General features: G+C 42.5%; 11 protein-coding genes and 1 pseudogene. 5 read left to right on the top strand and 7 right to left on the bottom strand.

Translation table 11 applies throughout. The features are described from left to right. Nucleotides 1–162: 162 nt before the first annotated feature. On the bottom strand, nt 163–765 hold the full coding sequence (locus ACEYW6_RS32205) for a hypothetical protein (protein WP_412982988.1): 603 nt from the start codon (nt 763–765) through the stop codon (nt 163–165). 214 nt (nt 766–979) lie between these two features. Between ACEYW6_RS32205 and ACEYW6_RS32200 the strand changes: the two genes are divergently transcribed. The 3 genes from ACEYW6_RS32200 (at nt 980) to ACEYW6_RS32190 (ending at nt 4,738) form a co-directional block, all read left to right on the top strand. Then, the gene (locus tag ACEYW6_RS32200; protein ID WP_163935955.1) at nt 980–1,234 is read left to right on the top strand and encodes a hypothetical protein; all 255 of its coding nucleotides are present in this window, start codon (nt 980–982) and stop codon (nt 1,232–1,234) included. A 582-nt stretch (nt 1,235–1,816) separates the two neighbouring features. Next, nucleotides 1,817–3,415: a hypothetical protein gene (locus tag ACEYW6_RS32195; RefSeq protein ID WP_412982987.1), complete on the top strand. Its 1,599-nt coding sequence runs from the start codon at nt 1,817–1,819 to the stop codon at nt 3,413–3,415. A 105-nt stretch (nt 3,416–3,520) separates the two neighbouring features. Further along, nucleotides 3,521–4,738, top strand: a complete 1,218-nt coding sequence (locus ACEYW6_RS32190) for a hypothetical protein (RefSeq protein ID WP_412982986.1) — start codon at nt 3,521–3,523, stop codon at nt 4,736–4,738. 1,268 nt (nt 4,739–6,006) lie between these two features. Here ACEYW6_RS32190 and ACEYW6_RS32185 read toward each other — a convergent pair. The 3 genes from ACEYW6_RS32185 to ACEYW6_RS32175 form a co-directional block, all read right to left on the bottom strand. Then, complete coding sequence (locus tag ACEYW6_RS32185; protein WP_412982985.1) at nt 6,007–6,147, bottom strand: hypothetical protein; 141 nt, start codon at nt 6,145–6,147, stop codon at nt 6,007–6,009. A gap of 161 nt (nt 6,148–6,308) precedes the next feature. Continuing rightward, the gene (locus tag ACEYW6_RS32180; RefSeq protein ID WP_412982984.1) at nt 6,309–8,492 is read right to left on the bottom strand and encodes a S8 family peptidase; all 2,184 of its coding nucleotides are present in this window, start codon (nt 8,490–8,492) and stop codon (nt 6,309–6,311) included. A 167-nt stretch (nt 8,493–8,659) separates the two neighbouring features. Beyond that, nucleotides 8,660–9,277: a hypothetical protein gene (locus ACEYW6_RS32175; protein ID WP_412982983.1), complete on the bottom strand. Its 618-nt coding sequence runs from the start codon at nt 9,275–9,277 to the stop codon at nt 8,660–8,662. Between the two features lie 188 nt (nt 9,278–9,465). On the opposite strand from ACEYW6_RS32175, the gene ACEYW6_RS32170 reads away from it, so the two are divergent. Both ACEYW6_RS32170 and ACEYW6_RS32165 read left to right on the top strand, forming a co-directional pair. Continuing rightward, complete coding sequence (locus ACEYW6_RS32170; protein WP_412982982.1) at nt 9,466–13,074, top strand: NB-ARC domain-containing protein; 3,609 nt, start codon at nt 9,466–9,468, stop codon at nt 13,072–13,074. Nucleotides 13,075–13,133: 59 nt separating this feature from the next. Beyond that, entirely contained in the window at nt 13,134–13,346 is a 213-nt protein-coding gene (locus ACEYW6_RS32165) for a hypothetical protein (protein ID WP_412982981.1), read from the top strand. A 125-nt stretch (nt 13,347–13,471) separates the two neighbouring features. Here ACEYW6_RS32165 and ACEYW6_RS32160 read toward each other — a convergent pair whose 3' ends face one another. From ACEYW6_RS32160 to ACEYW6_RS32150, 3 genes and pseudogenes are all read right to left on the bottom strand, one after another. Beyond that, nucleotides 13,472–17,989, bottom strand: a complete 4,518-nt coding sequence (locus tag ACEYW6_RS32160; protein WP_412982980.1) for a caspase family protein — start codon at nt 17,987–17,989, stop codon at nt 13,472–13,474. A gap of 476 nt (nt 17,990–18,465) precedes the next feature. Next, nucleotides 18,466–20,478 carry a caspase family protein gene (locus ACEYW6_RS32155; protein WP_412982979.1) on the bottom strand — a complete coding sequence of 671 codons (2,013 nt, stop codon included), beginning with the start codon at nt 20,476–20,478 and terminating at the stop codon, nt 18,466–18,468. A 182-nt stretch (nt 20,479–20,660) separates the two neighbouring features. Further along, nucleotides 20,661–21,416, bottom strand: a pseudogene (locus tag ACEYW6_RS32150) (strawberry notch family protein); the annotation flags it as partial. Nucleotides 21,417–21,495: the final 79 nt, after the last annotated feature.

Below are 21,495 nucleotides of genomic sequence, written 5' to 3'. Positions count from 1 at the left end.
ATAAATCCTCAACATTTAAGAAACTGGTTTGCTATTTGTTGCTACTGTACCTCATAACAGCCGCAAATGCTGTATTGCGACGTGTGCCATGATTAATTCATTTCGTGGTGAAGTAGCGATTGCACTTGTTTTGGTTGCAATCGCCTTTTCTAGATTCGGTATTTACGCTGCTACTGCTTGCCTGACTCCGAGTGATGCGATGGCAGCATCAATGCTGTCAGATGTGTGGCTGCTGCCCAGTTGAGTACGTCGGCTGTACCATTGATTTGCTCTGTTGTACCCGACGAAGCCAACACGGTGGCGATTCAGATATAGAGTTGTGCTGAAGGAAAGCCAGTCAATCTGCCCGTAGGTTAAACCGAATTTGATGCAAGCTGTTTCCAGTTCTTTGCTTAGGCGTTCGTTGCGTTCCAGAGGTGTTTCTGGGAGTGTTGCTTTGACCTGTTGCACTCTTTTGGTGAACCAGTCACGGTCGAATGGCAATCGTCCACCGTTAACGAATTGCACCCATACTGTAATCCCGCCTTCTATCCAGATTGTGCGGACTGATTCGGGTTCCACTTCGATAATCTCGCCAATAATCCGACGATCACGAGCAGTCAGGGGGTCTTGGGTTGGGGCTACAGCTTCGGCTTGGGTTTCGATGTAGTTGTTCAGTTCTGCTTGGGCTAGGGCTTGTTCATCTCTGCGAGGGGCATCAGCAATTGGTGTTTGATTTAGCTTGAAGCTTGAAGGTGCTTGCTGTATATAGGTTGAATACGTCATAATGAGAATCTCCAATTATTTGGACAAAAAGCGATCGCTCGGTTTGCGAGACTAGAGGCGGTCGCTTTTTAATTTCGTCTTAATGAATATAGTGTAATGCATTTGCACTGCAAAATCAAGACTTGCATTACAAAAGTTTTCAATATTTTCAAGTAGAGATATACTTCGATCAATTCGCTCAAATAAATGCACTGCAATACAATACATGGAGATTATGAAACTTGATGCTCAGGTAAGTTTTCGTACTAGCAGCGAAATCAAGGCAAAAATAGAAAGCCTAGCTAGAGAAGCTGGTAAGAAACCGTCACAAATAATTAATGAACTGTTGGTAAGGGCTTTAGAGACTTCAGAACAGCCTCAAAAGCATGATGAAGTACTTAGCTTAGAAACGATGCGTCAAACGCTTTTACTCGTGGAGCAACGGATGAATAAATTGGAGCAAGAATTGGAGGGAAAATTCGCAGCCTGAGAGAAGAAAATGAATCTCTCAGGCAACAACACGATCTCGTCTTGCGAATAATGAAAGGAAGCCCGCCTCCGTCAACTGACAAGGCGGGTTGACTTTTCTTAATCTAAAATGCATTATAAATGAATACAATGCATTATAATTCAAGTAACAAAAATTTTGCGTATTTTGTCACCAGGAGGTGCTTATTAACGTTGGCAGGGGGTTTGTATATCCTTGTAACGACAAGAATGAGGTTGACATACTTCTTGGTGTGCTGGCGTTATGGCAAAATACCTTATCAAATTTTGCTTTAGCATTCAGCATTGCTTGGTGATTACTTAAAATTAATCCCCGCTAACAGCCTGGAAAACTTAGAGCGGGGATGCCCAAATGATCATCGGTTAAGACTATGGACACTCAAAGAATATCAAATTTTCTTAAACTATGCACAGCAGTCAATTACGTTATTGACCACCAAATGCCTCTGCTGTATAGATACAAAAGTGTTTTTCCTTTTGAAATACAGGTAGAACAAGAAAAAATCTTTTATCAGCTAAATGTGCTTTTTAACACCTCTCCTATCTATAAAAACAGGAGAGAAATATGCTGACACTAGACAGAGAACAAGCAACAGCGCTTGATTACAGTGTTGTCAACACCAGCATCCAGGAAACCTTCACCGCAATCGACCGATTCGAGTGGCAAGCGGTAGATGAAATCCTCCAGATGCGGGAACAGCAGCTTTACCTGCAAGCTGGATATAAAAACTTTGAAGAATACTGCCAGCGTGAATTATACGCCTGGGGTGGATACCGACGAATCAACCAACTGCTAGGAGCCAAAAAGGTCATAGACGCAGTTGGTGAGTTGGGCGGACATATCAAAAACGAGCGTCAAGCCCGTCCACTGCTGCGGCTAGTCAAGGAACCAGAGAAACTAAAACAAGCTGTAGCGATCGCTCTGAAAGATAACCCGTCTCCTGGTGAATCAGACTTTGCTGCTGCTGCCCAAAAAGTGGTTCCTCAACTTCCACGCAAAAAGCAATCTATTCAGGAACCAATGGTTCCCAAAACTCAAGAACCAGTGGTTCCTCAAAAAGCTATTGTCACAGTTTCACAAGAATCATATCCAAGGTATGGGGATTTGGGAACCATCGAGGCAGACGCGCCAAATCGCTGGCAGCAGATTGTAACTTTCCCTGATGGCGAGAGGCTACTGATCAACAATGCGGATCTAGATGCCGCCAGTGTTTCATTCCCTAGAGAGCGGAACTATCCACCAGAATATACCTCAGCGATCGCTCAAATTAAAGAGCAACATCAGCAAGAGTTAGAGCGCCTAGAGCAAGAATTGAGAATTGGCTTGCTTTCAGAGGCCACAGCTAATGCAGAAGAAAAAGTAAGTGAGCAAATCCAATCTCTGCAAAATCTGTACAAGCAGCAGAGGGAGCAAAACATCCAGTTACAGCAGCGATTGGATGAGATGGAGGGGTTAAGAAAACTGGAGATTGAAAATCAGCAACTTCAGCAACGTATTCAAGAATTAGAACACGCCGTACAAGAGCATCCGGTTCAGCAGTGGGGAAATACCATGAACCAGCAAGCGACCAAAGCATTGAACAAACAGGTCAAACAGGCGTTAGAGAAAACTATTGATCTGCGATCGCTAGCCCAAGAACCACCCAAGGAGAATGCACAAGAATGTCTGCGGCTCATGGGTATGGCGCTCAAAAACTTAGCTAGTGCGATGAACAATACCCAGGCATTGGAGGCAGCAGCGCTAATTTTAGGCAGTGAACCGACACCAACTGCGATCGCTTACCGAGCCGAACAACTGGAAATGCTGCCCCAGGCAGTCAGTGATATTCGGCAGGTGCTTGCAAAACCTGGGTGTACTTGGCAGGAGTTTTGGGATGTTGCCCAAGAGTACGAGGTAATCAAACAAGACTATTGGACGGAATTAACCACCCAAGAGACAGAATTAATTGCTGCTCTCCAGAACGCATCCTCTCAACAAAACACTATTGGCATTGGCTCTATCGTTGCCCATGCCGACCCATACCGTACTTTGTATGTTGAGAGGGGCGAGGTGGTGCAAGATTTAGGCGAAGAGTTGGTGGTGGCTTGGGATTGTTGGAAGGAGCAATCAAAAAAGACTGATAGGTATTTCCGGGACGAATTGCGATTCTGGCAGCCTCAATAGGCTTTCAGTGAATCGGTAACTTTTTAGACAACTAAATACAAGTACCAAACCCTGCAATCGCTGTAGGGAAAATTCCGTGCGCCAATACAAACAGGAGATTAAAAAATGACTGCAACTATTACAAAACCTAAACCCAAAAAGTCTACTGCTAGCAAACCACAGTCACCGTACAAGCGGCTTCATGTGATTATTCCGATTCAAGATATGCTCTGGGCTTCGCAACAAAAGCCTTCAGTCAATCAGTTATGGCAAGAATGCTGGACGGCTGACCCTTATGGTTCTCGGTGGATGCCGCTAACTTCTGCTTTGGGGTACAGTACTTTTATCTCTGCAAAGAAAATTCTCGCTGAAAGTGGACTGTTCATTTTCAAGCCTGATAAGTCTATTCAGGATGGCAGGGAAACGGCTAGCTGGATGGTGAAGAATTTGCATGGTAGCCGGATGAAGGAGTTTTGGGAGAAAGCCAATGCTGAAAATCAGCAATCAGATTCTCTAAAACAAGAACCAGATTCTCAAAAACGAGAACCAAATGCTGAGATTTCAGATAAAGATGCTGGCTGTGAAGGAATACGTGCTTTAAATCAAGCATCTATTTTAGGTCAAAGTGAGTCAGAGCAAGGGTTCTGTGAACCCTCACGAACTGCCCAGGAACAGTTCACGAACTCTTCAAAAGAGTTCGTGAACTGTGTCTCTGACACGCTAAATGAGATTTTGCAAGTTGAGGAGACGGCTCATGCGCCCTTGAGGGGCGCGTCGCCTTCACCTATTGAAAGCGCGTCAGAACTTGAAGACTCGCCTACGGCGAATGACTGCACGACGCTAACGCTTGTGGATGCTGTACCAAGTCAATCTGCTTCGTTGATAGGAGAAAGTCAGGATTGTGGTGTTGAAGTGATATTCCCTCATGAAGGTACTTGTTCCGCCGCGCCCATTGCTCAAAATGAAAAATCTCTAAATTCTGCGATCGCTAATCAAACACTGGGGCAAGTAGAACAGGGTCAATCTGCTTCCTTATCGGGAGAAAATCAAGTCTCTGTCCTTGAAGTGAAAGCGGATCATGAAGGCGAAGGTTCCGCCCTGCCCGTGCCACAATCTGAAAAGTGGTCGTATAAGGCTATTGTCACAAGGTCAAATATGCGACCGGGGCGTATGCAGAAACTCAAAGTTGCGGCGAATTCAGAGGAGAATGCGGGCTTTGACTTTTTGCAGGAGTGTTGGAATGATGACCCTGCTTTGCAGATTGTGATCAAAAAACTATTGGCTAAGTTTCCTCAGTGGGGAATTGCGATTGTTGATGGGGTGTTGGTTGATTGGAAGAGTTAGCGCAATCACCATTTTAACTACTGGCGTACTGTGTAGTACTCGTTTCCATTCCCAATGCCATGCTGTCTCTACCAACATTTCTTTACCAATGCTTTTCTTTCTCTAGCCACAATTCATATCTGGATCAACAGAATTTTATTAGTGGGATAGGTTCTTAGAACTGGCGGACAATCCCCCACTTAAAAGGATTGCTCTAGCAAAGTCTATCCGTTGAACTGGTGCAGCTTGGATTGGATGTTTCATGCTAATCTTGACTTTTCGGTGATTGGTTTTTTAGGAAATAATTTAGTTATCCTAAGTGATTGGAATTTAGTATGATTTGATTCAGAGTTTCAAAAGAGCGCTCGCTTTTCAGATGGCAGGGCTGCAAGAAAGTGTTGCAGCCTCTACCTGTTACAAAGTTACGAGGATGTGGGAGTTGGTGTAAAGGGGGCGATTAGACTCAATTTGCTGATAGCAATCGCCCAATCATTATCAAAGACAATTACATGAGTAACTTCGAGTGGCCTGATTCCAGATACACGTAGGTGTATATAGAGGTCCACAGTTATGAGGACCAACTGGAACGCCCTGTCCGTTACAAGTACAAGCCGGATTAATACCAGAAGCAAGGCTTCCTTCGACTTGGTAATTCTTTGAATTACCAAGATCAATTCTAATCACAGGTGCAGATTGCTTGGGAAAGTTTTGTATTTTCATCGCTGTTTATCCTTTTTAATTACTTGTCTGTTTGAGTTGTACTTGGGTTGTTTACCGAACACAAAGCCACAGGTAACGCGGTACGTGTCCGGCCTGAATTGGAATTGGCATAGTCTTTTCGTTCTTTTTTAGGTTAGATTTAGAGAAAATCGTGAGATAAATGTAATAACTCTCTGGCTATTGATTGGTGCAAGGTTAACAAATTTCTGTGAATTGAGAAGGGAACACAATTTATGTTTACTTTGTCCCTTCTCTTCACTAACACCATATTCTTCCGACGATTTTTTCTACTTTGGCGGGCTTTTCCGGTTCGGGTCTGTTTTCCTCAGATGGAATCAATTTGGCTGCCTCCTCAATATCTCGCTCGGTTAGCCACTGATATTTTTCCTGTCTTTATAGCTGATTGAAAGTGTTTTTTAGGAACGTAACGAAGTTATTGCGATCTCGGCTCTTATCCAACTCTTTTTTTAAGCGAGGTTCGTTTTTGATATCAGTAAGAAACTACTGGAAACTTCTCTGGATTTTTACAGGGTCTGCTCTCAGAGCAGACCAAAGAACGCTGGATTTACTTACAGAAGATTATTCATTTGGAGAAGTTTGAATATGTTGCTAGCTTCAACGCCAATTTGGTTCGGTATAACAGCAGAGGTAGACAGACGCAGCACAGGTGCCGCTTGCTTGGGGAGTTTAGATGTTTTGGTAGATTTCATAATCCTTGTTATTGGTTAGAGTTGTTGTGAGTTTCACCGATTCCGTTTTTTTAGGCAAAACTTATTCGGCTAGGGAAAGATACTATCTGTTTCTGGGGTTATATATAGATTGTGGAATTGCAAAATTGGGTAAATAGTCACGCTGAAGATTAACCCTTTTACTAATAAGCAACATCCCAAATTTTTGGTTCGCCTAATGTGACGGGCATAATATCGCTGACATCAACGGTGTATCGCAAGACTTTTTTCGCCCGCTCATTATTTTCAGGATCGAAAAACTTAAGTTTAATATCCCAGCAGTCTGAATCCATACGACAAAACGGGCTTTTCTCTAGCTCAATGGAATCTAACTGCATGGTTTCGGCTTGTGGAGTATTAGTGCCAGTTCTTGGTCGTCTTTGGTCCCTCAGAACATTAATTAACCCACTGGCATATTGGAAGGCATTCGTTGCGCTATAATTTAGCGCACGCTCTTGAGAGGTTTGACCTAGATTGCGTAAGTCATAGTAAATTCGCTGAAGAAAATTCTCCAGCGAATACCTGATTTTTAATATCCGCTCATCGTTTTGTCGCAGATTCTCATTCGAGACTACTGCTGCTAATACACTCTCGATCAAATTGTTAACTTTCCAACCATACATACCGCGAGTGTTTGTTACCTCAATGATGGGAACCACTTGCCCGGAAAAGAGCCTTACGGTTCTGCCTGTTGAAATTCCCGGTATTGATATCCTTTCTATGTATTCAGCCTCACTTGCGTCGAGGATCTGTCCTGCTAAGAACTCCCGCAGCAACTCATAAACTTGAAAAGCAAAGGAACCTTGAGGCTCGATTGCATAAATCGGTGTTAGCTCCAAATTTAACGTCCAAATAAGCGATTTGGACTCGGAAAGGTTGTTCTCCAAATAGTTTCTCATCTGTCGAGCATCGTAGGGATTAGGAGGGATAGCAAAAACTCCATTAGGAAGACTTGTAGTCTCAGGGAGAATCGGCTCCAAGTTATCAGAACGCACCAATGGCATCAATTGCTTAAAAGTATCTCGCCGTGCCTCAGTACCAAAGTCATAACCCAGAGTCCCGATAGCGTAAATTAAGGATTGGTTAGGGTAACTAGGCTGGACAGAGGGAGCCACTTGGCCGCCAGCGCAGCCACAATTCCCAGAGGGTTGTATGTTGCTGGGGGTAACAGACAATGCAACCGCGTTGCTTGGCATATCAGTCATCGTATTTTCAGAAGTTAAAGTTAGAGTAGTTGGTGGTGAAGACTCCGATGTCGTAGCAACCGCTGCAGCCTGCACACCAACAGCAGATGGATGGGGCGCGGGTTGTTCTATGAGGTCATTCGTCTCACTAGATAAGAGCGGAAACACTCCCGACTCGTTTTGGTTGAGGGGATTAGCCTCACTAGGTAAAGTTGCTAGTTTTTCTTCAAACACTACAGTTTGTCCTCCTTGTGTAATCAGGGCGTATGCCCCAGGAATGTTGAGACGACCCGCTAAGCAACGATGCTTCTCTGGTATGGTTTCAGGCTGGCAAGGCAAAGCGCTCTTAAGAAGCGCCTTACGGACAGCTTGGGGGTCAGGCTTTTCACCACGTTGCATCTGCACGCTCAAAAGCAATGCCACAATTCCAGATATGATGGGAGTTGCAAAGCTAGTGCCACTTTTCAAGGCAGTACCGCCCCCCGATTCCGCACCCTGGATGTTTTTACCGGGAGCGAGAATGCCTTGGGTTTGATATGTCTCCCCCCAATTACTGAAATCGAAGGGCAAACCCTGTGCATTCATCGCACCCACAGCGAGAACCGAAGGCAAAGCAGCCGGAACGTGGAGACACTGACACCCATCATTTCCGGCAGCCGCGACAATCAGAACACCATTGTCATTGCAGAATTTGACAGCTTTCGCCAGCATTGGGTCAGCCTCTGTAGCTTGAACCAGTTGACCACCGCTAATATTAATGACATGAGCACCTTGTTCAACTGCTTGATTGATAGCGCGTGCGAGGTCTAGCTGCGAAAGCGAACCTCTCCGAGCGTCGGAAAACACTGGCACAATCAGTCCGCGACAAGCGGAAGCAATACCGCGAACTTCACTGCTAGGCTGACCGAAGATAATGCTAGTAATGTGCGTTCCGTGACTCGACATCAGTCTGGTGCTAGCTGTCTCTGAAATCATGCTTTGTACTCTGGTCAGTTTGGCACCATCAAAGCAGGGATGAGACTGGTTTACTGGACCGTCAAGAATGGCTACACAGATTTGCGAGTCGCCTTTTGTTTCAGACCACAGCTTGTCAAGTCCAGGTATTTTTGAAATGTTAATGACGTTTGTCTGTGTATCTGCCATGCTTGAACCTCATCATAAAATTCACAAAATAACTAATACCGACGATCAGTTCTAAATTGTGTCGATACTTTCTCATCAACAACTTTTTTCCCGTTCGCCCTCGATGATAAGTAAGGTGGGCAATGCCCACCGCACTTTCTGAGTCTAAATTGCAATTCCAGCGAGCTTTACGCCGGTACTTGATCTGTTACCGTAAAGTTGTAACCATTAGCAGGGTTACCAGTCATAGCTACAGTAATGCTTTTCAAACCCTCAAGAGAAATTTCTTTAAAGTCTTCACTCATCACGGCTGAACTTACGGTGTCGCCAACTTCATACTCCGAATTGAGTCCAAAATAGAGTTTTGGATGGAAAACAAACTCTGCTTTTTCACCCTTGGCGACTGTATTCTTCGTCAGAATTGGATTACCATCTTTATAGGCTACAACCGAAATTCCATGCGCTGTAGCAATTTTATTGATCACATCAAATTCGTTAGGCGCATTGCCATTACCAGCCTCCTCCAAAGTAAAGCCTCCTTTACTTTGTTTCAAGGCATAGTTCTTGCCATTGGTTGTTGGTATGGGAAAAGTTCCACTGTTGCCATTGTCCCAAAGAGCTACAACAGAGGTATCAAGTGTATAAGTGAATTTGTGCCAGCAGTTATAACCAATATTTTTAATGACTTGCCATGCAGTTGATTGAGCGGCAAAGTTAGATTCTGTGGGTTTCATAAAGACTAATACACTAGAATCGTCTTCATCATTGGACTGGTTAACAAACGTAATATCAACGTTAGTAGACATGGTAATTATCCTTTAGATTTCAGGTTTTTTCGATTTCGGATTACTGATCTTTGGTGTGAACCCGATATATTTATCAAAACCCACTGCATACTGACTTCTCGCCTGAGAATTACTAACTTATTTCTGAGTTGTAACTGAGTTTGAACGCATTAGTGATAGGATTTATAAAATTCGTAGTCAAACGAGCCATGCCAAGGTCGCTCAGAGTTCGTCAGGAGTGCATTCAGACAGTAAAATTGGCAGTCAAGCGCAACGGCTTCCCTAGCCAAAAAGCATTAGCTTATGATGTCGGGTTGGCTTTAGCCACAGTCAACAACTTCCTCACAGGTAAACCCGTTGACTATGTAACGTTTGAAGAACTCTGCCAAAAGTTGGCACTTTCTTGGAAAGAAATTGCTGATTTGGATTTTGATCTGCCATCCCAGACTCCAGAGCAAGCTAAAAATATTACAGAAGGAAACACTAATAATCATCAAGATTGGGGAGAAGCGATTGATGTCTCAGTTTTCTACGGACGCAGTGAAGAATTAGGTACACTGAAACAATGGATTATTCATGACCATTGCCGACTAATTACTTTAATAGGTCTAGGTGGTATTGGTAAAACAGCCTTGTGTGTAAAGTTAGGGCAGCTTTTGCAAAGCGAATTTCAGTACCTGATTTGGCGAAGTCTGCGTAATGCCCCACCAATTCATGACCTTTTGAGCGACCTAATTAAGTTTTTGTCCCATCAAGAAATAACTTTACCAGAGAGCTTAGATGGCAAAATCTCCTGTTTAATAGAATATCTGCGTACCAAGCGTTGTTTGTTAGTCTTAGATAATTTAGAGTCAATTTTATCTAGTGAAAAACGTGCAGGAGCTTATCGCCAAGGATATGAAGGATATGGACAACTACTCAGAAGTGTGGGAGAGACTGACCATCAAAGTTGTTTAGTCTTGACGAGCAGAGAGAAACCCAGAGGAATTAGGATTAAAGAAGGGATTAATTCTCCAATACGTTCACTGAGGTTATCTGGCTTAACAGAGGGAGAAGCGGACAAAATTCTCGCGGAAAAAGGCTTTTATCTCTCAGAAAAGCAATGTCAATCATTGGTAGAGTTGTATGCAGGTAATCCTTTGGCACTGAAGATTGTTGCTACTACTATTTATGAATTATTCGACGGGAATGTGGCTCAGTTTTTAGAACAAGGAACCATTGTTTTTGGTGATATTTCGGATCTACTTGACCAGCAGTTTCATAGATTGTCAACTTTAGAACAACAGGTGATGTACTGGCTGGCAATTAATCGAGAATGGCTATCATTGAGAGAATTACAAGAGGACATTATTCCAGCCGTTACAATCAAGGATTTATTAGAAGCTTTAGAATCTCTACAATTACGCTCACTAGTTGAAAAAAATTCTGGTAATTTTACTCAACAACCAGTAGTGATGGAGTATATTATCGATTACCTGATTGAACAGATTTGTCAAGAAATTCAAATTGGAGAAATAAAACTGTTTAATAAATTTGCATTAATCAAAGCTACTGCCAAAGATTATGTGAGAAATGCACAAATTAGGCTCCTCTTCAAGCCTATTGCAGATCAATTATTAAACCTGTTTGGTACGCTAGAAAATGTAGAAAACTCTTTGAGTCGAATTTTATCAAAGCTAAAATCTTTTGGCGATCACAAACCAGGATATGCAGGTGGTAATATTCTCAATTTACTCTGGCAGCTTCAAATTGACATAAGCAGCTATGATTTTTCTAATTTAACAGTTTGGCAAGCTTATTTACAGGAGATGAATTTGCCTGGAGTTAACTTTAGCAATGCGGATCTGAATAAGTCTGCGTTAACTCGAACTTTAGGGGGTGTATTATCAGCAACTTTTAGCCCAGACGGGAAACGACTGGCAACAAGCATTGATAATGAAATTTGTTTGTGGTCAGTAGCAAACATGAATCAAATTATTACCTATATTGGTCATACAAGTTGGGTGCAATCACTGGCTTTTAGCCCCAATGGAGAAATTTTAGCCAGTGGTAGCAACGACCAAACGGTAAGGTTATGGAATGTTCATACTGGGCAATGTTTAAAAACTCTGCGAGGTCATACAAGTTGGGTGCAATCGCTGGCTTTTAGTCCAGATGGAGAAATTTTAGCTAGTGGTAGTAAAGACCAAACTATAAAATTGTGGCGTGTTCATACTGGGGAATGTCTGCGAACTTTATCAGGGCATAGCAATCGGGTAATTTTTACTGCTTTTACTTCCAATGGAGAAACTTTGGTTTCTGGGGGTGAAGACCAAACTGTGAGAGTTTGGGATGTCAATACAGGTTCTTGCCTACAAGTTCTAAAAATACCTATTAATTGGGTGTTATCGATCACTCTTAGCCCAGATGGGCAAACATTAGCAACAGGAAGCGATCGCACAACTGTAAAACTTTGGGATTTACTCAGTGGTGAGTGTATAAATACATTACCAGATTATGACGCTCATGTGTGGGCAGTTGCTTTCAGCCCAGATGGTAAGACACTAGTGACGGGGAGCGAAGATACAACTGTAAAAATATGGGATGTTTTGACAGGAAAATGCCTACAAACTTTGTCTGAAGATAGTGATTTATCTACAGGCAATTTGTCTGCTTCACGTATTTGGTTAGTTACTGTTAATGCAGATGGTCAAACGTTGCTGAGTGTTAACGAAAACCAAACTATAAAGTTATGGGATATCGGTACAGGAAAATGTTTGAGAACGGTAAACGGGTATATTAATTGGATATTATCTGTTGCCTTTAGTCCCGATGGTCAAATGTTAGCCTGTAGCAGCCAAGACCAACGGGTGAGATTGTGGGATGTGAAAACAGGACAATGCGTACAAACATTACTTGGGCATAATAATCTGATATCATCAGTGACTTTCGCATCTAAAAGTTTAGATGATTACAATGCCGGGAGAAGTATAAAATCATCTGAAGATATTGGGCAGCAGCCAGAAAGTCAAATTCTGGCAACTAGCAGCGATGACACAACCATCAAACTTTGGGATGTAAATACAGGAAAGTGTTTTCAAACTCTTTGGGGACATGAGAACTGGGTACATTCTATTAGCTTCAGTCCAGATATACAGATTTTAGCAAGTGGCAGCCGTGACCAAACAGTAAAGCTTTGGGATTGGCATACGGGAGAATGTCTATATACATTGTTAGGACATATTGGTGAAGTCAAAACAATTACTTTTAGTCCTTGTGGTAAATTTTTAGCAAGTGGTAGCTATGACAAAACTATTAAACTTTGGGATGTAAGTACGGGAACTTGTTTACAAACATTTTCAGGACATAGTGATTGGGTTTTATCTGTCATGTTCACTCAGAAAGCAGATATCCTTGCTAGTGCTAGTGGCGACCAAACTATTAAACTGTGGGATATTAATACAGGGCAATGTCTACAAACCTTGAAAGGTCATACATATCGAGTGAGAACGATCGCTTTTAGTCCAGACGGCAAAATTTTAGCTAGTGGCAGTGATGACCAGACTGTTAAACTTTGGGATATTAATACAGGTTTAGTTATTAAAATATTGCAGGGACACCACAAAGCAGTACGGTCAATAGCTTTTAGTCCTAACAGTCCTGTATTAGTTAGTAGCAGCGAAGACGAAACAATGAAGCTTTGGGATATCGAAACAGGTGAATGCCTAAAAACAATTAGAATTGAGCGACCCTATGAAGGAATGAATATTAAAAATGCAATTGGCTTAACATCACCTCAGAAAAACACATTAAAAGCTCTTGGTGCAGTAGAGAAATAAGAAGATGGTATTATTTTTATACAAGGGTTAATTATTATACAATTTGGGTGCAAGAATCTATGGAAAATCAAGAAACTTCAAAAGTTCCTGAAATAAAAGTAGAATCTGATAGCTGTTCACAAACAGATACAGATGCTGAAGTTAAATCTGAAGCATCAACGGATCAAAATGTTGAAATAGAACATCGAAAACGAAAGAAAGCTCTAACTAAAAAAGTTTCTAGAATAATAGTAGAATCCGATCGCTCTCCAGGAACAGATAGAGACGTATAGCCTGCTCCAGAAGCAATTACTAAAACTAGCATCATAGAGCGATCGCCTAATTTCCCCTGTCACTGTTAGAAATTGGTAGCGATCGCTCTTTTTCACTTACATTTGATGTATATTATGCTACAAATTTAAAAACTGTGATCTTTTGGCACATCGTCGCATAGGCGGCGATCGCTGTCTGTAACATTAGGATTATTCTGTAGATAATTGCGAACCCAATTGCAACTACGCCCTATTAAAGAGTCTAAGCTTAAGTCTATATCCCAAAGTTCTATCGTCCCGTCCCTACTAGCGGAAGCCAAGGTCTTGCGATCAGGGCTGAGACTAACGCTAGTGACTAAAGAACCTTTATTATGCGACTTAAGAGTGCGGGTTGCATTGCCTGTCTCTAGATTCCAAAGACTGATTTTATTGTCAAGACTGACGAAAACGAAAGCTTTGCCATCAGTGCTAAAACTAGCACTTCTGAAGTTAAATTTTTCATCCCCACCATGATCATTAATGATAGGAGTATCCCCGCTTGTCTCTACATTCCAGAGTGTGGTGGTCTTGTCTGTCTTTGGATTCCAGACTTTGATTTTATTGTCACTACTAGCAAAAGTCAAGGTCTTGCCATCGGGGTTAAAACTGATACTCTTGACATCTTCAACGCGAGTCAGGGTTATGCCTGTCTCTAGATTCCAGACTTTGATTTTACTGTCATCACTGGCAGAAGCCAAAGTCTTGCCATCGGGGCTAAAGCTAACGCTATTGACTCCATTAAGCCCCTGGAGAGTACGGATTTCTTTGCCTATTTCTAGATTCCAGAGTTTGATTGTTGCATCACTGGCAAAAGCCAAAGTCTTGCCGTCGGGGCTAAAGCTCACGTTATAACCCTCAAGGGTGCGTATTACATTGCCTGTTTCTAGATTCCAGAGTTTGATTGGGTTGTCACTACTAGCAAAAGCCAAAGTCTTGCCATTGGGGCTAAAACTGATACTCTTGACAATGCCATAGAAGTCAAAACTGATACTCTTGACATCTTCATTATGTCCCTTGAAGGTTCGGATTGCCTCGCCTGCGTTTACTAGATTCCAGAGTTTGATTGTGTTGTCACCACTAACAGAAGCCAAAGTCTTGCCATCGGGGCTGAACCTGACACTATAGACCTGTCCATTATGCGCCTTGAAGGTTCGGATTGCCTCGCCTGCGTTTACTAGATTCCAGAGTTTGATTGTGTTACTACTGGCAGAAGCCAAAGTCTTGCCATCGGGGCTGAATCTGACACTATAGACCCGTCCATTATGCGCTTGGAAGGTGCGGATTTCCTCACCTGTCTTTAGATTCCAGAGTTTGATTTTATTGTCATCACCAGCAGAAACCAAAGTCTTGCCATCGGGGCTGAAACTAATACTATTAACCTCGCCATCATGTCTGAAATTAATACTATTAACCTCGTCATCATGTCCCTGGAGGGTGCGGATTTCTTTGCCTGTCTTTAGATTCCAGAGTTTGATTTTATTGTCATCACTGGCAAAAGCTAAAGTCTTACCATCAAGGCTAAAACTGGCATTATAGATTGGGCCATTATCCACTCGGAAGACCTGGATTTGTTTTCTTGCCTCTAGATTCCAGATTATAATCTTTCCATCATAACTAGTAGAAGTCAAAGTTTTGCCATCGGGGCTAAAACTGACACTATTTACACTAGTTAATTGACTGTGAGTGGAACTGTTGCTCTCGAACACGTTATCTTGACTTTTAAGAGCGAGAGTTGCCTTGCCTGTCTCTAGATTCCAGACTGTGATTATATTGTCATCACTGGAAGAAGCCAAAGTCTTACTGTCAGGGCTGAAACTCATGCTCTTGACAACTGCGCTGTCATTCCTCGGTAAGGTCAGGATTGCCTTGCCTGTCTTTAGATCCCACAGTTTGATTGTGGTATCAAAACTGGAAGAAGCCAAAGTCTTGCCGTCAGGGCTGAAAATAGCACTATTAACCTCTCCATTATGTCCCTTGAGGGTACGGATTAATTTGCCTGTCTCTAGGTTCCAGAGTTTGATTGTAAAGTCATGGCTGGAAGAAGCCAAGGTCTTGCCGTCAGGGCTGAAACTGACACTATAGACTGGGGCATCATGTCCTTCCAATCGGTTACGTTCGCTTCCTTCGTAAACAACTTTCTGGAAGGCAGTCATCACCTCTGGGTCGGTGGCATGTTGCTTTTGTAGGATTTTCCCTGCCTTAATTGCTTCTATAAAAGCCTGCAATTCGTTATGTTGATCAAATAGAGACTGAGAATAGCGACCGAGAGAATTTGCTTGATTGATTTCAGAGGTTCTCCACTGTGACCAAACCGCAGCACTGAAAATCATCGACCCCACAAGAACTGAGCCAGTGATACTCCAACGTACAATGCTGTTCTGGTTTTTTTTCTGGACACTGCGTTGCACAAATTCAGCCTCTAACTGGTTAAACCAGTTGTTCTCAGATTTTAGTACCTTTTCCAACAAATCGAGGCGGGGATCAGCATTCCAAAGAAAACGGGTTTGTTTTTTAGTAAACCATTCCTGTGCTGCCGGAGTCAATCGCCGTTGCAGAGCTAAATTTTCTTCCTCTTGTTTCCTCCACCCCAACAACTTTTGCCATCCGCGTACCAAAGCATCATGAGCCGGTTCCACATAAGAATTACCTTCAGCATCGTCTCCTGTAACCAGTAACCGTGCTTTCGTAAAACGCTCAATTACTTCTTTAACTAAAGCATTTTTAGAAGGTGGATATTCTAGCTCCGATAACGGTACTTGTCTGCGTGCTAATTCACCTCCACCAAGGGCAACCATCCGCAACATCACCTGGGGAATAATCTGGGCATAAGCCGGATTTTCTTGAACCAGCACCTCATATTCCTCATCAGCTCTTTGAGTTAGAGAGCGAACAACTCCTCCTAAATCCTGATAATCTGATTGAATTAACCCCCGGTCAATTGTTATACCTCTATTTTCTGCATCTCGTTGCCGTTTTAAATACTTGAGATAAAGTTCGCTCAAGGCAAAGGAAAGCAGGGGCAAAGCTCCTGGCATATCTGCCACTTCGTCAATTAGCTGTTCTACCAGATCGTGAGGCTGAAAATACATCACCCGTGTTTCTGCGGGTTTCTCAATCGCTGACCGCAATTCTCCTCGTGTCATCGCCGGGACAATAAATCGTCCACTTTGCCAAATATTTTCTAGTACCGTGTTACCCAGCCGAAGAGCTGCGGGAACAAACTTTAAGCCAGCATCTCTGATCTGAGGTTCAAAATCAGAGCGTAAGGATAGCACTACTCGTAATCTATGGCGATGAAAATTAATTGCTGTGAGTATCTCTTGAAAAAACTGCTTGCGCTCATCCTCGTTTTGACAGAGGGTAATAATTTCTTCGCTCTGGTCAATAAACAGCAATAACTTAGAATTGGGATGACTTTTAACCCAAACCTCAATACCCATTGCTAGGTTCTGCTGTGGCTGTTGTAGCTCCACCTCTGGTAATTGGGCATTTTTTAAAGCATTATTTAAGGCTGGCAATGGAAGCTCACCAGGACGGACAGGTGGTAGAATACACCATTCATCAGCATTGTCTTTCCGTAATTCGGGAATTAATCCTGCTTTCACCAAACTAGATTTACCTGAGCCGGAAGCACCCAACACCACTGTTAAGGGATGAGCTTTCACAAAGTTATATAACTTCTTTACCAGTTCGGTTCTCCCGAAAAACAGTTCGCTGTGTACCTCATCATAAGATTCCAAACCTCGGTAGGGATTTTTTGCAGCATCCAGAGGTGGTGCAGGGGGTAAGTTGAGTGGATGACCAGGAGCCAGAAAAATATACTCGCCTTTATCATGTTTCTTCAAAGGCCAAATTCCAGGAGTTTGTCGTTGATGATTTCTTTGGGTGGCAAGTTCAACTCTATTCCGTAGATACAAGTAGAGTTCAGTAGCCGTGATGACTCCATCTCCTGGGGGTTGACCATTAATAGAAGAAGGATACGTATCTGCTTTACCTGCAAGTGCTTCGATTAATGCGGCTGCAAAAGGAGAATGGTTGCCTATTTGACCACGGTCTGAGTTGAGAAAGAAAGCATCTAAAGCTTTCTGGTCATAGGCGGCACTGGTGATTACTTGCCAAGCCGAGTCAGTAATAAAACGGTCATAACGTTCTTGGTGGATGACCTCTGGTGCAGTTAATAAATCCCTGGTGCTTGACCAACGAAACGCTCCAGCAAAACAGCAGTCGAGGATTCCCAAGAAATGACGGCAAGGTAATTTCTCCAATGATTCCTGCAACTTAGTCATCGGTAAATAGGTTTCAGTTACATTCAATTTGGCATCTTGGGGAATTAAGTAGCCTGCTGGGCCATCATTGCCATTCAGGGCTATCCCATGACCTGCAAAGTAAAACAGCAAGCGGTCATTTTCATTTACTTGTTCTGGTAATGTTTTTTCTAAAAGTTGATTTAAACTTTTGAGGGTAGCTACTTCGTCTAAACACACCCATACTTCATATTTATGCTTTTCTCTCAATATTTCAACTAGTCTTTTGGCATCATTGACAGCATTCTGTAGAGAGGAAATACCATTTGTATAATTATTGATGCCAATGATAAATGCCAGGTTTCTAGAAAAATCAGACATAAAAAATAGTTCCTTTGTTAGTTATTTGTTCTACTTGTTTGAAACTGATATATTCGTCAAAACCTACTGCATAAAAAGTAAAAAGTTGCTGTCTGAAAATTACTAACTCGTAACTGAATTTAGCAAGTCAAAAGGTTGTTTTAAAAGTGATTATCTAGAGAATTAAGTATTAATTGATATCATCTTTTAAATTTTTTTTAACTGATATCTTGCACCTTTTCAATAACAGGGTGGTGGGCAGTGCATCGGACTACTAAAGAATCAGCTTTCTAGCTTGTGATTTTCGATTGGAAGCGATTGGTTCAAGATGTCAATTAACAAGTATGGATATAAGAATATCAAAAAATAAATATTTGATAGATCACAAAGAACTTCTAAAACATCCTCTAAAAACATAGCTAATTCAGCTTTGAGTATGAATGTCAACTATCTCTAGAGATAATTCAAAAACATAAATGGGATCTGGAAAATTAGCGTTATGCCTTGGGGCGCACAGTAGTAATGTTGATTTGACTGGTAATCCAGTCATCATAGATTTCTTCCTCCTCTGGTGCGGATCTCAGGTCGCGCTCTTGCACGCGCTTCATCAATCGGTTTAGGGTTCCCCGTCCTCGCCCTGGCTCTCTTTCTGGCAAGAAAGGCAAGTCCAACTCATTTTGTTTTAGCAAGTTAGCATCAAACTCAGCAGTACTAACAATCAGTTTGAGAATATCTTGACTTTGAGTTATTCCTTGTTTCCAAAGTTTTTCTCGCACTGTAGGATAAATATTTCCCCCTCCTAATGCCCAAGCTTCTTCTCCTGGTTTGAGCCAAACGCCTCCAGTTGGGAATAACGCTGGACTGACTGCGTAACTATCTGTCAAATCTAGGAGGGCGCAAAAAAGTTCTTGATCGCTAGTATTTTTGAGTTTGACTTTAAAAGCCGGACTTTTCCACTTCCCATTTTGTTGTTGATACTGCAAGTTAATCTGAGCATCTTTAACCTCTTGACCTTCTTGATAAATTACCATCTGCACGGCATCGGCGGGAATGCTACTACTAGCAGTACTGGAAAGTTCAACAATATTTGTCCAGCGAGTAATATGCTCCAATCGCTCAATTGCTTGCAAGGCATTTTTTTCTGTATAACCCTGAATTTGAGCAACTATTGGACGGTCATCGGCGGGGCGAATAATCCAATATTGCCCATTACGAGCCAGTAACTTAAAGTCGGCATCTTCAGGCTTTGCCACTTCCTTTAAGTAGAGTGAAGGCTGATTTTGGGAGCTGATTGTCAACAGTGCGGTACGGGCTAATTTTACTCCTACTTCCTCACCAGTAATCAAAACACCTTTAGGCGGTAGAGGTAGACTAATGACAACTGCTTTAAAAGTCATATCTGAGTCTAAAGTTTCAATACCGCTAATTTCGACTAGGCTCAGATGCGGCATAACTTCAATGACTTTAGCTTCAGCTATGGCAGATGACAAGTCCTGCATCCGTTCGGGGGAACTGTCAAAAGGGAACAACGCCAGTAAAGTTGTTTCATTACCAGAAGGTTGGGGCATTCCATGAACTGCACCCCCATCAATTACCCACTCATAATCTTGGTGATAACTGACAGTCAGATAGGGTTTGTGTGCAGCGATCGCTTCTCCCAAAAACGTTTGGTCTAAATCATCTAGTACTGTTGCTTCTAATTGGGGGAATTGATTTGCAACTTTAGCACGAACTAAAGCATTAGTACATTTGAATAAATCTCTATATGTTAAACTGCCATTAGCTTTTTTTAAGGTATCAAGTAAGAAGTAAGTGAATACTCCTCGACGTTGCCCATCAACATTATATTCTTTTGCTGTTTGGCGATCGCGGCAAGCTGCAAGAAAAATATATTTTGCTTTTGGTAAAGTCCAGCCAGTCGTATTGTCTGCTAGGCTGCGCTCAGTTAATATTTGCTGGGCATCTTTATTGAACAAAATAAGGTTTTCTAATGAGCGTTTTCTTTTATCACTAGGAGCTTTACGCTCTGAGGTGTTCGCCTCAATATCACCACGGGTGCCAGAACTGGAGTGGCAACAATCCATAATAATTGTAATGTGAGGTTTTTTTTGGGCTACCTCTGCAATCAGCAAAGCTATTTCCTTATCTGCTAAGTCCCAAACCTCTGGACTCCTACTGTCGTAACAAACCAGTGTTTCATTAAGCCGATCTGGTTCTATAGTCCAAAATTCTTGAGGGGCTTCTTCTTGAGAACCATGCCCTGCATAGTAGAAAAATGCTATATCTTCACTTTCTGCTTGACATAGATGTTGGCGAAAACCATCAATGACTGCCTGCCGAGTAGCATCCTTATTCAATAACGTCCGAAGATGTAACTGGTATCCATCAGTATTTACTCGCCCTTCTAAGTACTGTTGGATTTCAAGTGTATCATTGACACAGCCTTGCAATGAACGAACATTTACGTATTCATCAATCCCAACCAGTAATGCGTAGAGATTTTTAGCCATATACTCACCTTAGTTTATCATGATATAGCCCAGTTCTATATTTCCGTACTAAACTACAACAATAAATAACTAATTTCCGAATAATTCTCAAAAATACTTTTCCTTAAAAATGAGTGTCTCTTCTGTTTTTTGCCCAAATTACAAAGATTTAAATTCTTTGTTCTCAGTTTTGGATTTATTTAGATACGTTCTTGAGTAGAAGTGAGTTCGATTTCTAACATCTCATACTGCACCTCCTCGAATGAAAGCGATCGCGCCAAATACAGTCCCAAAGCCTTGAGATCCCTGGCGACCACTTCCATCGCCGCGATACCACCGCCCTCAATGGATTCCACAAAATCCTCACGGGAGGTAAACGGGAAATCTCCAGTCTGCCAAAGCCCCAGACGATTTGCATAAGATAGGTTAGAAACCTTCGTCGCTCCAGTCGCAGAAACGTAGACAACCCGTGCCTGCGGTAATGCATTTTGCAACCTCAGCCCAACAATGCCTTGCTGGGATGCTGCAACCATACCGAGTTTGCCCTCTTGCGCCATTGCATTGCCCATACTGTGGCATTCGTCAAAGGCGATTGCTCCCTCAAAATCCGCTCCTGCCCATTCAACAATTTGCTTGAGCCGACTTTTACCATTCTTTTGGGATCGTAGGGTTGAGTAGGTGCAGAATAGGATGCCTTGGGTGAAGGGAATAGGATCGCCAAGCTTAATGTTGCTCAGGTCAATGATATCTTTCTCACTACCTCCAAGCGCACACCAGTCTCTACGGGCATCTTCAATTAAGGCAGAGCTTTTGGATACCCAGATTGCTTTTCTTCGTTCCTGACACCAGTTGTCGAGGATGATTCCGGCACATTGTCTTCCTTTACCAGCACCCGTCCCATCGCCTAAGAACCAGCCACGACGAAATTTAACAGCATTTTCTTCGCCAGTTGCCGCTACAGGGGAGCAATGCGGTTTTGTCAGATCCGGTAAAAAACAAGCGATGCCTTCGGCGGGCGCAGCCATCGCAAAAATCAAA

It is taken from the genome of Nostoc sp. UIC 10607, from assembly GCF_047228265.1.
GTDB lineage: Bacteria > Cyanobacteriota > Cyanobacteriia > Cyanobacteriales > Nostocaceae > Nostoc > Nostoc foliaceum_A.
This window is presented reverse-complemented; position numbering and strand designations above follow the sequence as displayed.

Excerpts from the sequence above, each read along its gene's own strand:
- ACEYW6_RS32170 (WP_412982982.1), top strand. The coding sequence starts at position 9,466 with ATGCCAAGGTCGCTCAGAGTTCGTCAGGAGTGCATTCAGACAGTAAAA.
- ACEYW6_RS32195 (WP_412982987.1), top strand. The coding sequence starts at position 1,817 with ATGCTGACACTAGACAGAGAACAAGCAACAGCGCTTGATTACAGTGTT.
- ACEYW6_RS32180 (WP_412982984.1), bottom strand. The coding sequence starts at position 8,492 with ATGGCAGATACACAGACAAACGTCATTAACATTTCAAAAATACCTGGA.
- ACEYW6_RS32155 (WP_412982979.1), bottom strand. The coding sequence starts at position 20,478 with ATGGCTAAAAATCTCTACGCATTACTGGTTGGGATTGATGAATACGTA.
- ACEYW6_RS32160 (WP_412982980.1), bottom strand. The coding sequence starts at position 17,989 with ATGTCTGATTTTTCTAGAAACCTGGCATTTATCATTGGCATCAATAAT.
- ACEYW6_RS32185 (WP_412982985.1), bottom strand. The coding sequence starts at position 6,147 with ATGAAATCTACCAAAACATCTAAACTCCCCAAGCAAGCGGCACCTGTG.
- ACEYW6_RS32190 (WP_412982986.1), top strand. The coding sequence starts at position 3,521 with ATGACTGCAACTATTACAAAACCTAAACCCAAAAAGTCTACTGCTAGC.
- ACEYW6_RS32175 (WP_412982983.1), bottom strand. The coding sequence starts at position 9,277 with ATGTCTACTAACGTTGATATTACGTTTGTTAACCAGTCCAATGATGAA.
- ACEYW6_RS32200 (WP_163935955.1), top strand. The coding sequence starts at position 980 with ATGAAACTTGATGCTCAGGTAAGTTTTCGTACTAGCAGCGAAATCAAG.
- ACEYW6_RS32165 (WP_412982981.1), top strand. The coding sequence starts at position 13,134 with ATGGAAAATCAAGAAACTTCAAAAGTTCCTGAAATAAAAGTAGAATCT.
- ACEYW6_RS32205 (WP_412982988.1), bottom strand. The coding sequence starts at position 765 with ATGACGTATTCAACCTATATACAGCAAGCACCTTCAAGCTTCAAGCTA.